Annotated in this window: 11 protein-coding genes; 5 read left to right on the top strand and 6 right to left on the bottom strand. The window is 34.1% G+C overall.

Going from position 1 to position 15,194, the window contains the following annotated elements:
- The first annotated feature begins 72 nt into the window (after nucleotides 1-72).
- Nucleotides 73-2,100, top strand: a complete 2,028-nt coding sequence (locus LK994_RS14455; RefSeq protein ID WP_229760808.1) for a site-specific recombinase — start codon at nucleotides 73-75, stop codon at nucleotides 2,098-2,100.
- Nucleotides 2,101-2,210: 110 nt separating this feature from the next.
- On the opposite strand, the gene LK994_RS14450 is transcribed toward LK994_RS14455, so the two are convergent.
- The 3 genes from LK994_RS14450 to LK994_RS14440 all read right to left on the bottom strand — a co-directional run bounded on the left by LK994_RS14450 (nucleotide 2,211) and on the right by LK994_RS14440 (nucleotide 8,545).
- Nucleotides 2,211-3,368, bottom strand: a complete 1,158-nt coding sequence (locus tag LK994_RS14450) for a hypothetical protein (protein ID WP_229760807.1) — start codon at nucleotides 3,366-3,368, stop codon at nucleotides 2,211-2,213.
- Entirely contained in the window at nucleotides 3,365-4,345 is a 981-nt protein-coding gene (locus LK994_RS14445; RefSeq protein ID WP_229760806.1) for a DUF2157 domain-containing protein, read from the bottom strand. The genes LK994_RS14450 and LK994_RS14445 overlap by 4 nt, the downstream gene beginning before the upstream one ends.
- Nucleotides 4,346-4,540: 195 nt before the next feature.
- Entirely contained in the window at nucleotides 4,541-8,545 is a 4,005-nt protein-coding gene (locus LK994_RS14440; RefSeq protein ID WP_229760805.1) for a CheR family methyltransferase, read from the bottom strand.
- 265 nt (nucleotides 8,546-8,810) lie between these two features.
- On the opposite strand from LK994_RS14440, the gene LK994_RS14435 reads away from it, so the two are divergent.
- From LK994_RS14435 to LK994_RS14425, 3 genes are all read left to right on the top strand, one after another.
- Nucleotides 8,811-9,029 carry a hypothetical protein gene (locus LK994_RS14435; protein WP_229760804.1) on the top strand — a complete coding sequence of 73 codons (219 nt, stop codon included), beginning with the start codon at nucleotides 8,811-8,813 and terminating at the stop codon, nucleotides 9,027-9,029.
- A gap of 419 nt (nucleotides 9,030-9,448) precedes the next feature.
- On the top strand, nucleotides 9,449-9,847 hold the full coding sequence (locus LK994_RS14430) for an HYC_CC_PP family protein (protein WP_229760803.1): 399 nt from the start codon (nucleotides 9,449-9,451) through the stop codon (nucleotides 9,845-9,847).
- A 101-nt stretch (nucleotides 9,848-9,948) separates the two neighbouring features.
- Nucleotides 9,949-10,377 (top strand): heavy metal-binding domain-containing protein, encoded by a 429-nt coding sequence (locus LK994_RS14425; RefSeq protein WP_229760802.1) that lies wholly within the window; start codon nucleotides 9,949-9,951, stop codon nucleotides 10,375-10,377.
- Between the two features lie 720 nt (nucleotides 10,378-11,097).
- Here the strand turns inward: LK994_RS14425 and LK994_RS14420 are convergent.
- The 3 genes from LK994_RS14420 to LK994_RS14410 form a co-directional block, all read right to left on the bottom strand.
- On the bottom strand, nucleotides 11,098-11,763 hold the full coding sequence (locus tag LK994_RS14420; RefSeq protein WP_229760801.1) for a hypothetical protein: 666 nt from the start codon (nucleotides 11,761-11,763) through the stop codon (nucleotides 11,098-11,100).
- A 72-nt stretch (nucleotides 11,764-11,835) separates the two neighbouring features.
- Nucleotides 11,836-12,462 carry a hypothetical protein gene (locus LK994_RS14415; protein WP_229760800.1) on the bottom strand — a complete coding sequence of 209 codons (627 nt, stop codon included), beginning with the start codon at nucleotides 12,460-12,462 and terminating at the stop codon, nucleotides 11,836-11,838.
- A gap of 565 nt (nucleotides 12,463-13,027) precedes the next feature.
- A protein-coding gene (locus LK994_RS14410; protein WP_229759599.1) for an IS3 family transposase occupies nucleotides 13,028-14,376 on the bottom strand; the annotation gives its coding sequence in 2 pieces (ribosomal slippage) (nucleotides 13,028-14,038 and nucleotides 14,041-14,376; 1,347 coding nt in all).
- Between the two features lie 121 nt (nucleotides 14,377-14,497).
- Between LK994_RS14410 and LK994_RS14405 the strand changes: the two genes are divergently transcribed.
- The gene (locus LK994_RS14405; RefSeq protein ID WP_229760799.1) at nucleotides 14,498-15,187 is read left to right on the top strand and encodes a hypothetical protein; all 690 of its coding nucleotides are present in this window, start codon (nucleotides 14,498-14,500) and stop codon (nucleotides 15,185-15,187) included.
- The last annotated feature ends 7 nt before the right edge of the window (nucleotides 15,188-15,194 follow it).

The following is a 15,194-nucleotide window of genomic DNA, read 5'->3' as shown; positions in this document are numbered from 1 at the left end:
TATGCAACATTTGGCGTATTATAAGTGTCAGTAATGTATAAGCATAATAAAAAAACCGAACCTTAATCAATAATGTTGCGGCTCACCAAAAAGAAAAAGGAGACTCCCGTACCTGCCGAAAAGCAGTTGGCTGTTGTATTGCCTTTACATTCTCCTAATCGTAGCCTCGATTTTTTAATTGAATTGATAGATAAGATACGCCCGGATAAAGCGAAGGATATTGAGCAGGCTGAACTCAGATTCAAGGCAGTTTTGTATCAGATCACACACGAACGTACCCCACTTTTTTCTCTGCGCAAAGCGTTGCTTACCCAATTTTTAAAAACCAATATTGTTGTTGCATTAACTGAAAATGGAATTGTAAGCAGCAGAGGTTTTGTGCAGGAATTGATGGGTAAACTAAAGCATAAAATTTTACCTCCTTTACAAACGCCTGACAATTTTTTATATGTAATTAATAAAATTTTTTACAAGAAAAAAGATCATTTTTGGGTAGAAGGAATTGATAAGAAATTATGGATACAGTTTTTTGAAATGTTGGGCATCCAGATCAATTTGACCGAGCCCAAACTGATCAGGCAGTTACAGCAGTCTCTTCAATTGTTAAGCTATCGTATCACAACTTTAGGACTTGAAAAAGAAATGACTCATCGATACGAAAATTTTGTTGATGCCATCTATCCTTTTCTTGAGCAAAACAGACTGGTGAATGAATATCTGCATCTGTGTGAAACCGGAGGAAATGAAGAAATGCAATTGATGTTATTGGAAGATATCACGGAGGCCCTGCATAATTGCAATCAAAGTATACAATGGATAAGTGATCAGCGTAATGTATACGGAACAAGTTTATCTCAGGCTTATATTATTACCCGTTTAAAACAACAGATAGACAGGATGTTTATCATAGTTGATGTATTGGATAGTAATAATGAATTCAATACAGAAAGGTTTACAGATTATTTTACAACCGTAGTAAGAAACGAAAAGAGAAAAAATTCTATAAAAGAATTTATCAGTGAAAATACCGGTTATCTGGCTTACCAGATTGCAGAGCATGGAGGTAGAACGGGGGAAAAATTTATAACCACTACCAAGAAAGAATTTTGGATGATGTTTGTAAGTGCCTGCGGTGGCGGTATCATTATTTCTTTTATTGGAATAGTAAAAAATCTGTTAGGAAAAATGGCCATGCCTCCTTTTTGGTCAGGGATCTTGTATAGCACCAACTACTCCTTAGGATTTATTTTGATACAGGATACAGGATCAACTCTTGCTACAAAGCAGCCGGCCTATACGGCTAATAATGTTGCCAGTTCTTTGGATGTACAGAAAGCGGGTGGGGAGCCAGATCTTAGAAATCTTGCCATAACAGTTGCAAAAGTTAGTCGTACACAATTGGCTTCTTTTGCAGGAAATCTGTTGATCGTTTTTCCTTTAACTTATTGTCTGGCATGGTTGTATTTTGAATCGACAGGTGTTAAAATTGCTGAAGGTGCAGCTGCACAAAAGTTGTTAACCGATCAGCAGCCGTTTCATAGTCTGGCATGGCTGTATGCCTGTTTTACCGGTTTCTTTTTATTCGCAAGTGGTTTGGTAGCAGGGTATGTAGAGAATTATGTGGTGTATGGAAAAATTACAGAGCGTCTTGGTAATTCATCTTCATTTAAAAATACTTTTTCTGAGAAAAGGCGATATAAGATACTTCATTATGTGCAGAATAATTTGGGAGCACTGATCGGTAATATTTCTTTAGGTTTCTTTTTAGGGATGGCAGGATTCTTTGGTAAAACATTCGGTTTGCCATTCGATATTCGACATATTACTATTTCTGCCGCCAATACAGCCATCGGATTTTTTGGCTTAGATCATTTAGTAACCACTAAAGAACTAGTATATACGATCATCGGCGTGTTTGGAATTGGGTTTATCAACTTTGCTGTAAGTTTTGGTCTGGCATTTATCGTTGCTGTAAAAAGTAGAGGCATACATTTAAAAGACTATCCGGAATTTTTAGGTATCCTGGGGCGCTATATAAAAAAATATCCTAAAGACTTTTTTCAGGCACCTACCAACAGGAGAGTGGAGCAGTTAAGATGATTTTTTATAACGGGCATTTGTTTTTCATCCCCAACAAAAGGGGAATCATTGTGTCGCATTACGTTTACAGGCATACCATCATTCATCTTTTATGAAAGCGTAGATAAGGGTCAAAAATCTCCACTAGCACCACCGCCACCAAAATTGCCGCCACCAAATTTAGTTAAGTCAGTATCAGCTCCGGGTTTAAATGTTTGCATCAGTATCAATGATTCTATTTGCATTTTATCCATAGTATTCGCTGAAGAAATTTCAAGTGAGGTGAATCCGTACACAGGCTTATTGAGCCACTTCATTAACGTATATGAAATTGCAAGTAATATAACACCAGCTATGGTCATCATTGATTCTATCGGTAAAATGGTATGATAGTATCGGATAGTAAATACCATTGCTGTAAATAATAATAGCCCTACTCTCAACATAATGACATCCTTTTTTTGTATTCCCCTTGCCACATAAATGACTGGAATAATACAGGAGAATATCCAGAATAACCAACCAAACGGAATGCTTTCACCAGGTTGCAGATTAAGGTGAAACATCTCATTGCTTAATTCTCTTACTATAAAATAATTGCCGGCAGTGTATAAACTTATCAACGAAACTATTTCTATTATTTGAATACAATCTTTGTAATAGAATACAATATTTTTATTTTTTATTTTTATACTGATAAAGTATGCAAACAACGAAGTGACCATAATAAAGAAAGGAACGATCGCTTTAGCAATATGCCCCATTTCCACACAACAATAAAATAAAATACTCAGTAATGAGAGATAGGTTATTGCCGTCATTAATTTATCTGCATATCGCAAACTACAAAGTAAACTTATAACGAAAAGAATGATTGAAATGGTAAGCTCTGTGAAGTTATTAGGTAAACAAATACCACATAGTAATGCAATCGTACCTCCCCACAACAGACCATCATCGACACCTGAACGATAATGCTTTTTAGTGTTGATCATTAACTCTAAGGCTACAAAGCAAAAAAAACCAAAAACAATAGACAATGTTCCCAATTTAGCAATTATATCATTAGATGAGATCAATGCAAATAATCCAAATGAGAACAGCAGAATAATGATCGTGAGTACAAATAATCCTATTCGTATAAAAATATTGGGAGTATAAAAATCAACCGGATATTTTTTATAAATAGCTGCACACTCTTCTTTTGTTATGTAGTTATCATTCATGGCCACAAGAGCTTCCTCTCTGAAGTGCAAATGATCAAGCCATTCATGTTTATATGCTATCATTTTACTTTGATCTTTTTATTAGTATTAATTAGAAATAAAATCATCCCAACAGCGGATCCAATCAAATATATCAATCCCATATATACAGAGAACAAGCCACTTAGTTCAATACTGGTTAGCAGATCTACAACCACATAACTAATAGCGAAATATGTATACAAAGTAGTAACCAACAATATATAAAATGATTTTTCCGCAAGCGATTTGGTATAGAAATAATAGGCAACTCCTAATAGTACAAGAAACCAAATAAGATATATGTTACTGAAATTAAACATTGCCGCAATGCAGGCGATAAAAAAAATATGCATTCCGAAATTGGAATAAGTGAATTCAAAGTGCTGTTTAATATCTTTTTGTTTTGAGAAAAAAGCTGCAGCAATAAGTAATGCACTCAGCAGCAGGGCGGTAAGTGTGATCGTATTATCATTAAAGTCGTTTGCTTTTAAGATCTCCAGGGGAGTAACAGTAATGCCTAGCCAGGCGGCCAGGTTTGTAATTGCCAAACTAAGTATTCCGATATTGTCAAAATAATAAGCAGATAAAAACAATATGGTCATTGGAATAAAACTGGCTATGCCAAAACGGTTGCCAAAAAAGTTGTATTGATATTGTATGTAAGCTATTGTCGTTATAAAGCTAAGGCAACCTAATAGTAGCAAATAATCAAATACTGCATTTGGCGATGCTGTTTTTCTGGTAGAGAAAGGTGGCGCATGTTTGATACAATAATAGAAACAACCCACACATAACAGGATAAGGAAGGTCAATATAGCCGTGTGTCCTATGCTGTCCAGATTTTTATATACCAGAATTCCCAGGCCGCTGCTAAGTAAGATCACTGCCAGGTACATAAGGGTTTTAATTTCCCAATAAACAGAAAGCAGGCCGGGAGATTTTTTTTCGTTTATCTTTTGTATGGATGCATCAGATAATAAACCTTCGGCGTGCCATTGAGTAAAGAAGTGCTTATTCATATATACTAATGAGAATTAAATATAATGGAAAATATTAATTGAGGGAAAGAGAAGGAGTAATAAATGGTAGAATGACAATAAGGAGCAGGGAGTATCCGTATTAAATAATGCAATTGGGCTACATGAGTATGGTCAATTTATTCAATCAGATATCTCCATTTAATATTCGTCAAATGGGGGCTATTTTATAAAAGGTTACTTTTTCTTTTTCAGATATTTAGTCATCTTATTAAGTAATATTTTTTCGTTAATAGGCTTCGATATATAGTCATTCATTCCAACGGCAATACATTGTTTAATATCGACCGTAGTAACATCTGCGGTGAGCGCAATAATAGGAATAGCGGATTTCAATTTTTTTCGAATGTAAGAGGTTGCTTCAAAACCGTTCATTTCCGGCATTTGCAGATCCATTAAAATAAGATCGTATTTATTTTTTTGTAAAAGATCAATGGCAATTTTTCCGTTTTCAGCAATATTAAAATCAAAACCAAAATCTAATAAAATTATTTTCAGTAATAATTGATTTAGTACAACATCCTCTACAATCAATATTTTTATTTTTTTATCGGCAAGACCTTTTAATGCATTTGTTTGTATTACATCTTGTTCATTATTTTTTTCGATCGTTGGTTTGCTATTGCCTTTACGAAAATTCAATATAAAACTAAATGCAGATCCTTTGCCTTCTTTACTGGTTACAGCAATAGTTCCACCTTGTCTTTCTACTAGCTGTTTGACAATAGCAAGCCCGAGTCCTGATCCTCCATATGCATAAGAAGTGCCTTTACCAACTTGTTCAAAGCTATTAAAAATATGTTCTAATTTATTTCCGGCAATACCTATGCCGGTATCTTCCACAGTAAATTCGATAGATATATTTTTAGCGTCTTCATTTATGATGCCTATACGCATTATAATTCTACCATTGTGTGTGAACTTCACAGAGTTGCCTACAAGGTTTAAAATTATCTGTCTTAAACGCAAGGGGTCGCCTATTAGAATTTCAGGAATACTCTCGTCATATTCCTTTAGTAGGGTTAAGTTCTTTTCTTTTATTTTGGGTTCAAACAACTGAAGCATTGTAGAAATTGAATCTGATAAATTAAATTCAGTTTGATCAAAAACCATTTTACCTGCATCAACCTTAGCAAGATCAAGAATATCATTGATCAAAATGATCAATGCATCTCCCGATACTTTAATTGCATTTAAATATTCTTTCTGTGTTTTGTCTAATTTAGTTTTTAGTACTACATGCGTAAAGCCAATAATTGCATTCATTGGTGTACGGATCTCATGGCTCATATTCGATAAGAACTGCTGTTTAGCCCTAACTGCATTTTCTGCTATTACAGTTTTTGAATCAGCAATTCCTTTCGCTATCAACAATTCATTGTTACTTTCTTCAATCTCTTTTAACGCTTTTCTTTCAGCTTCCAATTGTACTTCTAGTACTCTTTTTTCCTTTAATTGTAGTTCGATCGAAAGTCTTCTTACCTCAGTGATATCAATGATAGTAAGAACAATTAATTCTTCATTGTCTGCCTGCTGAATAATACGATGTGCATTCAGTAACAATACCCTGGAGCCGATGGTAGGGAAATCAAGTTCCAGTTCAAAATCATGAAAGTGGTTGTTTTTGGGAACAATATCTTCCAATAGTTCACGAAGTTGCGGAATGTTCCATTGGCTGTTGCTTAACTTGTATAAAGAGATGCCAATGCTGTCTTCTTCATCTACATGAAATGCTTTACAGAAAGCTTTATTGGCAGACTTTATCCGCATATCTTTATTAAGAACAAGCATGGGTTCGTGAATAGCAGAAAGAATTGTTTCGTAATAATTATACAATTCTTCCACTTGTTGAATACGCACTTGTAATTCCTGATTAGTGGTGATCAATTCTTCATTGGTAGATTCTATTTCTTCTTTTGATGTTTCCAACTCTTCATTCAGACTTTGTAATTCTTCGTTGCTGGAAACTATCTCTTCATTAGCGCTCTGCAATTCTTCATTTGCCGCTTCCTGGTCTTGTGTGATTGAAGCCATATCATGTCTGGCAGCGGCGATTTCTTCTTCCAGCTTTTTTATTCTTCGGTCTTTTGCAATAGAATTACTTTTTCCGATCTTTTCCGGATGTCCTGCTGTTTCAATTTGATGTTGCCCTGTAAAAGCAATTACCAGCAGATCTTCTTCACCTTCCATTCTAAGTGGAGTAACTTCTATGTTGACTATACGTAAGTGATTGCCAACTTTCCCCAAATTCATTTCAATGCCAGTCTTGCTAACTTTTTGTTTTGTTTTAATGGCATGATGAATGGCATTTCGCAATTCAAAAGTGATCTCGATATGTGCCATTTTTAAAATATTCAAACTGGCTTTGCCGTTTGAATTTTGTAAGTATAAAGAAGTTTCTCCTCTGAATTGGAGTATTTCCAGATCATGGTTGATCACAACACTGGCAGGGGTATATTCCGTAAGTAAGAAAGTGTCAAAAATTGTACTAAGGTTACCGCTAATGAAAGAAGGTAGTCTCTTGGGAGGAATGCTGATTGGTCTGTTTTTTTGTGATAAGACCGGTTGTAATATTCTGGGTGCAACCTCCGATTTTCGCTCTGCACCGGCTTTCTTTTTACGAATATATATTTTTGATTTTTTATCGAGTGGCGGACTAAATAATTGCAAAGACGTACCTATGGTTTCCGATTTACCAAGCATCAAACAGCCATTATCATTCAATGCATAATGAAAAGTTGCGATGGCTTTTTTTTGAGCAGCAGTATCAAGATAAATGAGCAGGTTGCGGCAACTGATAAAATCCATCCTTGAAAAAGGTGGATCACGTAAAATATTGTGTGGCGCAAAAATACAAACATCACGTAATGATTTTGAAATGCGATACTTATCCTTTGTTCTTGTAAAGAAACGTTGAATGCGTTTGTTGGAAACATTTTTGAGCTGGTGAATAGAGTATTCTCCATTACGGGCCTCATTGATGGCTTCAGCACTTAAGTCGGAAGCAAAAATTTGAAAAGGAATATTGTTGGTTTTAGTATCCTGTATTTCAAATAATAACATGGCAATAGAATACACTTCTTCACCAGTAGCACAGGCAGCTACCCAGATGCGTAAAGGATCGCCGTGTGTTTTACTTTTTATCAGGCGGGGTAGTACTGTTTTTTTCAGATATAAAAAAGTTTCAGGGTCTCTAAAGAATTCGGTGACATTTATAAGCAGATCCTCATATAGCATATCTACTTCATCTTTCTTTTGCTCTACCCATTCTGCATAATGTTTCAATGTGGTTATTTTCAATATCACCATCCTGCGGAGCATGCGCCTTTTAATGGTGTTCATTTTATATTGACTGAAATCTACATTTCTCCGTTTAAGTAAAAGTTGAATAATGGATCTTAAATATGGATTATTATTATCGATCTCATCTTCAGGAGTTCTTTTTGTTCCAACTAATTTTACCAGGGGGTGTTTGCTCATCCATGTTAGTTTCTGAGCAATCTCTTTGGGAGATAAAATAAAATCAACAACGCCTTCAGCAATGGCAGAGTGGGGCATGCTGGTAAATTTTGCTGAATCATCCTGAGCAAAAGTTATCCCTCCGGCCATTTTAATTTCTTTCAATCCCTGGGTGCCATCATGAGCACTACCCGAAAGCACAACACCGATAACATTTTCGTGATGTGTTTCAGCTAATGAAGTAAAAAGAATATCAATCGACAGTGTAGGGGATCTATCGGATCGTGGAATTAGTTTTATGTGTCCATCTGTTACTTCAATACCTTTATTATATGGAATGATATATACATTATCAGGTTCCATCTTTTCCATGTCTTCAATATCTTGTACTTTCATCTTAGTGGTCTTCGACAAAAGCTGGTCAAGTATACTCTTATGGTCGGGACTTAAATGTTGTACATAAATATATGCCATCCCTGTGGAGGGAGAAAGGTTTTGTAACAGTTGCGTTATAGCTTCCAACCCACCGGCTGAGGCCCCAATGGCAACTACAGTAAAAGAATTGTGCGTTGATTGGTTTGTAGGAGTTGGCGTTTTTGGGCCCTTTGTTTCTATGGTCGATTTCCTGGACTTAGCTATACGATCGCTTGCAGAAATTGACTTAGCTGGCGGAATGTTTTTAGAAAGAAGTTTCCCCTTTTTTATTGAAGTCGTTTGTTTCATTTTTAAAAAATTAATTGAGGGGAAACATTTTACACTTCCAGACATTAAGATATATAGTAAATATAGACTTTAATACTCATACTAAGCGATATGGGGTTTCGGTTTATCTAAAATATGTGAATGATGCAACTAATTATCGAAATAGTGTAACGTTAACGTCATTTAATGAGTATACTTTCGTATTGAATGAAAGATTTGATTCACCAGATTTCTTCTTTTTATTTTCAACGTTATTGCGATTATGCATACACATTAAATTAACTATATGAAAATTAATAAATTGTTGTTGCTGCTTTTGACCACATTTTCATCTATTATTGCTTTTTCTCAAGAGAAAAAAATTGATGTTAATGTTTCAATAAATAAGAACGGAAATGTTAGCGGAGCTCAATGGTATATGCAGCCGTGGGTTTGGGTTGTTGGCGGAGCCATATTTATATTGCTTATTGTTATTATCGTAAAGGGCGAGAAAAAAGCGCAATAAAGAAGCAGGGGGGTATTTAATAAAAAAGGGTTTCAGTTTTAACTGAAACCCTTTTTTGTGGGAGGTACTAAGCTATCTAACCAATTCAAAAAAAGCATAGGTTATATTCAAAGCGATTTATATTGTGGTAAGAAGATGAACCAGAAAATAGAAGAACTGTAAATCTTACAACTCTTAGACAAAATACTACAATAATAACCCCTTAAAGCCAAACTATCTTTGTAGCAGATAAATAATAAAGGCACATACTTATAAGGTTACAGACATAACATGTGTCGGTTGCAAAGCAAAAGTAAAACCGGTCGAATATTTATAAATCTACACTCTAACGAATGTCATGTTCAGGCTTGATGGCTGTCATAGTTTTAGTTTTTTGTTAGGTGTAAATTCACATCGGACAATTTGTATTGTTTAAAACAATGAAAAAGTTTATAGTAATCATATTGGCTCTTGTTTACATCATTTCCTCAATTGGGGTTGTGGTGAACATGCATTACTGCATGAGTAAAATTGCAGGTTGGGATCTTGGTAACACCGAATCCAAAATGTGTGCGAAATGCGGTATGCATAAGTATGACAAAAAGGGTAAAGGTTGTTGCAATGATGAGCAAACGTTCTTTAAAAGTAGTATAGATCAGAAGATCACGGAGACTTGCTTAGAGATCAAAATTCCCATTGATCTAACCTTGCCGGCTTCTTTTGCAGGAATTTCTATAAACGTATTTCCTGTCCTTATTGAAAATAAATCAATAGCTCATGATCCTCCTCTGAAACAAGGCGTGCCCATTTACATACTCAATTGTGTATATCGCATTTGATTTCCTTCTACCCCGAAAATTATCAGACATAATTATGTCAAGGTAACTGCGTTTAGCATGCAGTGGTATTAATACAATTTGTAACACTAAAAATAATTAAAATGAAAAAGATAAAAATGCTGATGATGGCAGCTTTAACCATCTTCTCTCTGACCTTATTTGCACAAAAAGCAGGGAAGAAAGATAATACAAAGCATTTGACAATTTACACTTGCCCGATGCATGACAGTATAAAAGCAAAACTGCCCGGGAATTGTCCTATATGTGGCATGAAACTGCAACTTACAGCCAAGGAGCAAATGAAAAAAGATGTGACTAAGCATTATGCATGCCCCACACATTTAACAGAAGTTAGCGATAAGCCAGGGAAATTTCCCAAATGTGGAACAAGTTTAACACTTTCACCTAAAGAAAAGATGAAGGTGCAGGTGATGAATAATTATACTTGCCCAATGCATGGGGATGTTAAAAGTGATAAGCCTGGTATATGTCCTAACTGCGGGATGAAATTGATCAAACACAAAGGATAAACAACGGCGTGTTAATGATTTTTTAGAGTTTTATAATGCTACTTAAACAATAGGTAGCATTTTTTTTAACGTTTACCGGAAGAAATGGCTAGACTAATAAAGCAGCTTACAGATGATACAAATAATGATCATATTCGGACGACGCTATATCGTGGTTATTATATGTTTAATGTATCCGTTTAATTCGTTTACAAGTAGAATGGTTTGTATCAACAGCATGAAAACGAAAAACCTCACATTTCTGTGAGGTTTTCTGTGGGAGCTACAGGAGTCGAACCTGTGACCCTCTGCTTGTAAGGAAGTTCTAAAATACTCTAGAATCCTTTACTATCAATAGTTTCAGTAATCTAACATTGAAATTTGCAAGCATTTTGCAAGCAAACCCCTACATACAAGGTTAAAAATTGGGTTATAAAATTCATTGAGGTTTATGCTATATTAATAATAACGTGTGCTAAATCTATTTCTTCTGAGAACTGCTTAAAATACCCTTAAAATGGCACATCTTCTCTTGCATACTTATTATGAGTTTACATAAATCAGGGAGATTATTAGCTTCTTTTGCCATCATGCTAAAGAGCAGCTCCGCTGCCCCCAGTGCATTGCATTCTTTATACGGGGTTGTTTATAGGGGTGGAGGTTGTTTATATACACCTTTATTAAAATTGAAAAATTGGAGGCGTACTAATTTTTGAAAAATTATTTTTTTTTAATATTAGCTCAAATAAAATCCATTTCTCCTCTTTTTGACATTTTTAAATTTTCCAACTCTAATTTTAATTTCTCATCAAGTGGTCTCTGGACTAAAGTCTGCCATTTTGAATATCCAGATTTAGCCATATAGTACCCTCCTATAATTAGCAGTAAAACAAAACCTGTTAAGATCAATAAATCATTTGATTCACGCTTAAGATGTTTAAGACCTATTTTATTAAGAGTGCTTTTCAAAGAAACTTCATTTACAGCTAAATTGATTTCACCATTTGTTTTTATGTTTTCTTCCATTTGTTCAAAGTATGGATACAAATCTTTTTTATGTTCAAATAAAAAAGCAAGATAATCCCTATAATTTTTACTATTCAACATCTTAATTTTCAATTCCTCGAATTTATCCAAATCAAATTTTACACTTAAGGAATCTACTTTTAAAATACTGTATGCTGAATCAATTTTTCTGAAAGAGAATTCTGAGGTTTTAATTTTTTTATTTAGGACATCAATTTCATTCCCAGTTTTTGCCATAGACACTTCAATATTATCAATCTTATCTCTAATAGTTCTATATTCTGTAACAAATAAAACAATACTAAAGAATATCATTATGACACCAGAGATAAATATGAATTTATAAAGATTATCTGTAGGTATATTAGGAAAAGGTGTCATGATTTTTACTATGTTTTAATTTATACAAGAATATTCTTATTTCTAGCAATTAGTTCATAAATAAAACTGAGATTATTTCAATTCAAATTCTACACTCCCATCATCATCGATAAAGCTAGTATAAGTAGAATCACGAATTTTCAATTTAGCGTATACTGGCATTTTTAACTCATTAGTATCAAATTTTTCTAACGGAATTTTAAAGTAGATTTTCGATTTTTGGAGATCATCAAAAGACTTTGGAAAATATTCTATATCATCTACAACTACATTATTACATTTATATACTATTGTAGTGGTAGACATTGTATGTCCTCTCCCATGTTGAAAATTTTGCAAGAAAAAAGTTCCCGAAGTCTGAGCTTTGCCAAAATTTAATAAAGGAATAAAAATATCTTTTGGTAGTTTTTGTGCTAATTTATTTTCGTCATTACCAAATTGAAGGTGCCTTGTTTTTAAATCAAAGGTGAAACTTATATCTTTCTGCGATATTTTCCGTTTATCAAAGCTTAGAGCATACAGAGTAAAACTTATCAATATAATAGCAAAGATCAAAAATAGGTATCCCCAGAACGTAAACCCAAATTTGCCAGGAGTTCTTTTAACTTCAAATAGTGTTGGGATTACTCCAACAATAAATGTCAAAACAAGTGTAATGACTTCACGATTTAGCAAACTCCAATCTAATAATGAATTCATATTTACTAAATTAGTAAATATTGTGTATTTAACAATAATATATGAAATCTGTCTAGTATATCTCTTGCAATGAAATTTCTATAATATATAGCACTTCTTTTTCTGCATTTTCGTGTTTTTTGATTCCTCACACTTATAACCAATAAAAAGATTTTGATTATTTTAGATGTATGGAACACCAAGAAACCCAAACAACTGAAAAGACAAGAATAAAGAAATTTATTGATAGTCTACCATTGATTTCATTATTGGCATTAATATTTGGCTTGATGTTTCAAATGGTCTATTACAAAGGCTTTAATTTATCTATTAAGTACTTTATTAATCTTAGTGAGATATTGTTATACATTTCAGATGTATTAATTTATTTCATACTTATTGTCATTGCTTTTTTCTTAATGTTATTATTCTGGGCATCTGCTGATTTCTTTTCTTTCATGTTTTCAAAGGGAAAGCCAAAAAGGACAAGCTGTATGTCGTCAAATCAAAGTGAACTTTCTCTTAGAGAGTGTTTCGTGATTTAAAGATACTTTTTATTTTTAGTTTTATAGTGTACAGATTAAAATTAAGATGCTATTTTTTGTCTTAAATAATTTTGCCTTCTTCTTTGAAGCGTTAGCATTTTTATTCTTTGCCTGTATTTAAAAATCTCTTCTTGCCTTCCGTAATAAACATCTGCCGGTGTGACATTCCCAAGAGACTCATGATAGCGTTCATGATTATAGTAGTGTACAAAAGCCGTTAATGATGCTTCCAGTTCTTCAGGGCAGTAGTAATTATCCAACTTAACAACGTTTTTCATTGACCGATGATAACGTTCAATTTTCCCTTGTGTTTGCGGATGATTGGGCCTGCCATGTAAAAGTTTCATTTTCTTGTTTTGTAAAAAGATTTTGAGTTCTGATGCGATATAGCAAGCTCCATTGTCCGATAATAACTTTGGCCTGAACTCATTTGGCAACTCTGAAGCCTCCAGGGCTCTATTAACTGTTCGTTGTACATCCTCTGTTTTCATTGTCTTACAGAGTTCCCAATGAACAATAAAACGGCTGTAATCATCCAGTACTGTACTCAGATAATACCATCCCCATCCCAATATCTTGAAGTAAGTAAAATCTGTTTGCCACATTTCATGAACAAAGCAGGTCTTTTGACTAAATTCATTTCCTGCTGCTAACAAAATATGTGAAGGGCTGGTGATTAACCCTTTGGCCTTCAAAATCCGGTACACGCTGGATTCTGATATGAATATTCCTTTTACATCACTGAGTTTACAGGATAATTCTCTGGGTGATAACTCGGCATATTCCAGCGCAATCTCCACTACAAGATTCTTTTCAGACTGTGGTATCGTATTCCAGCGTTGCCGGGTAGCACGTTTTGATTCAAGGCCATTAGCACCCTTATCCAAATAAGCTTTGTACCAATTGTAAAACGTACTCTTGTTGATCCCCAACTGTACCAAAGTTCTGTTTACTCCCAGTTCTGAACGTTCAACCAATTGAATGATTTCCTCCTTTTCTGCTACTGATAATCTCATACGACGTTGATATTTTTCGCTTACTCCAAGATGGTTAAGCTTTTTTTTACAATGTCATAGCGGAGCATCAGATCAGCTACCATTTCTTTTAACCTTTGATTCTCTTTACGTAGTTCAGTTACTTCGTCACTAGTAGCTTCACGAGTAGTATCACCATTAAGGCGTTTCTTACCTGCTTCCATGAACTCTTTATTCCATTTGTAAAACAATGCCTGGTTAATCCCATGTTTACGACATATCTCTGCGGTAGAGCTTTCACCTCGTAGTGCTTCCATAACTATAAGGATCTTTTGTTCGGAGGTGAACAATCGCCTAGTCCTGCGACGGATGTCTTTAATGAAGTTTTCTGTGGACTGTTTTTGTTTCTTTTCCATGTTATTCTATTTTAATGATGAACAATGGAAATACTCTCTAAAATTAACTTATTTTTAGTCCAGTTTTAGCTGACGATTTACATCATTGGTATCTATTGATATAAAAAACAGTCAACCATATATGAGTATTGCTTTGTTCAATAAAGAGTTTTGGCAATCAGTAGATAAAGCCCAAAAACCAACTTTAAAAAGGGTTTTTGAGGAATTGTATACTAAAGTAAGGGAAAGTAAGATAGAATTAAAGAATATCATTAAGTTCCTAGATTCTTCTAAAACCCTTACCCAGAAAGACTTTCAAAAAAAAGAATTTATTAAACATGTGGTTAATGGCACTTTTTATGAATATCTAATACCAATCTTTGAAAAAGAGGGTGCTTTATCTTCTTGTAAAACAGAAAATGAAAAAAGAGATAAAGTAAAAAAGATTGTATTGACACTGTTTTTTGATAATGACAATAAAGTTTACAATAGAAAAGAGGGTTCTGCCACGCAAATATTCAAGAGAAAATTTCTAACAATTTCAAAGCTTTTTGAATTTATCAAAAAAGAGAATTATAGGAACCTAGCTATTGTTCTTCAAAGAATAGAAAGCTATTTGATTCTTGAAAGAATTTGTAAAAGAGTAAACAAAGAAAAACCAGATTTAGCATTATTTACTATTCATGATAGTATCATAACTACTTTAGGTAATGAAAGCTATATCAAATCAGTTATGGAGGACGAATTAAGGAAAGCTATTGGTGCAGCCCCTCAATTTTCAGTTGAATACTGGCAACTAGAGCAAGATAAAAACAAAGTAGGGGCATTATAACCCCTAC

The sequence above is a fragment of the Ferruginibacter lapsinanis genome, from assembly GCF_020783315.1.
Taxonomy (GTDB): domain Bacteria; phylum Bacteroidota; class Bacteroidia; order Chitinophagales; family Chitinophagaceae; genus Ferruginibacter; species Ferruginibacter lapsinanis.
Note: the sequence above shows the minus strand (reverse complement) of the source record. Positions and strands in the feature narration are given on the sequence as shown.

Coding starts and splice junctions, on each gene's coding strand:
- LK994_RS14455 (WP_229760808.1), top strand. CDS start 73: ATGTTGCGGCTCACCAAAAAGAAAAAGGAGACTCCCGTACCTGCCGAA.
- LK994_RS14450 (WP_229760807.1), bottom strand. CDS start 3,368: ATGATAGCATATAAACATGAATGGCTTGATCATTTGCACTTCAGAGAG.
- LK994_RS14445 (WP_229760806.1), bottom strand. CDS start 4,345: ATGAATAAGCACTTCTTTACTCAATGGCACGCCGAAGGTTTATTATCT.
- LK994_RS14440 (WP_229760805.1), bottom strand. CDS start 8,545: ATGAAACAAACGACTTCAATAAAAAAGGGGAAACTTCTTTCTAAAAAC.
- LK994_RS14435 (WP_229760804.1), top strand. CDS start 8,811: ATGAAAATTAATAAATTGTTGTTGCTGCTTTTGACCACATTTTCATCT.
- LK994_RS14430 (WP_229760803.1), top strand. CDS start 9,449: ATGAAAAAGTTTATAGTAATCATATTGGCTCTTGTTTACATCATTTCC.
- LK994_RS14425 (WP_229760802.1), top strand. CDS start 9,949: ATGAAAAAGATAAAAATGCTGATGATGGCAGCTTTAACCATCTTCTCT.
- LK994_RS14420 (WP_229760801.1), bottom strand. CDS start 11,763: ATGACACCTTTTCCTAATATACCTACAGATAATCTTTATAAATTCATA.
- LK994_RS14415 (WP_229760800.1), bottom strand. CDS start 12,462: ATGAATTCATTATTAGATTGGAGTTTGCTAAATCGTGAAGTCATTACA.
- LK994_RS14405 (WP_229760799.1), top strand. CDS start 14,498: ATGAGTATTGCTTTGTTCAATAAAGAGTTTTGGCAATCAGTAGATAAA.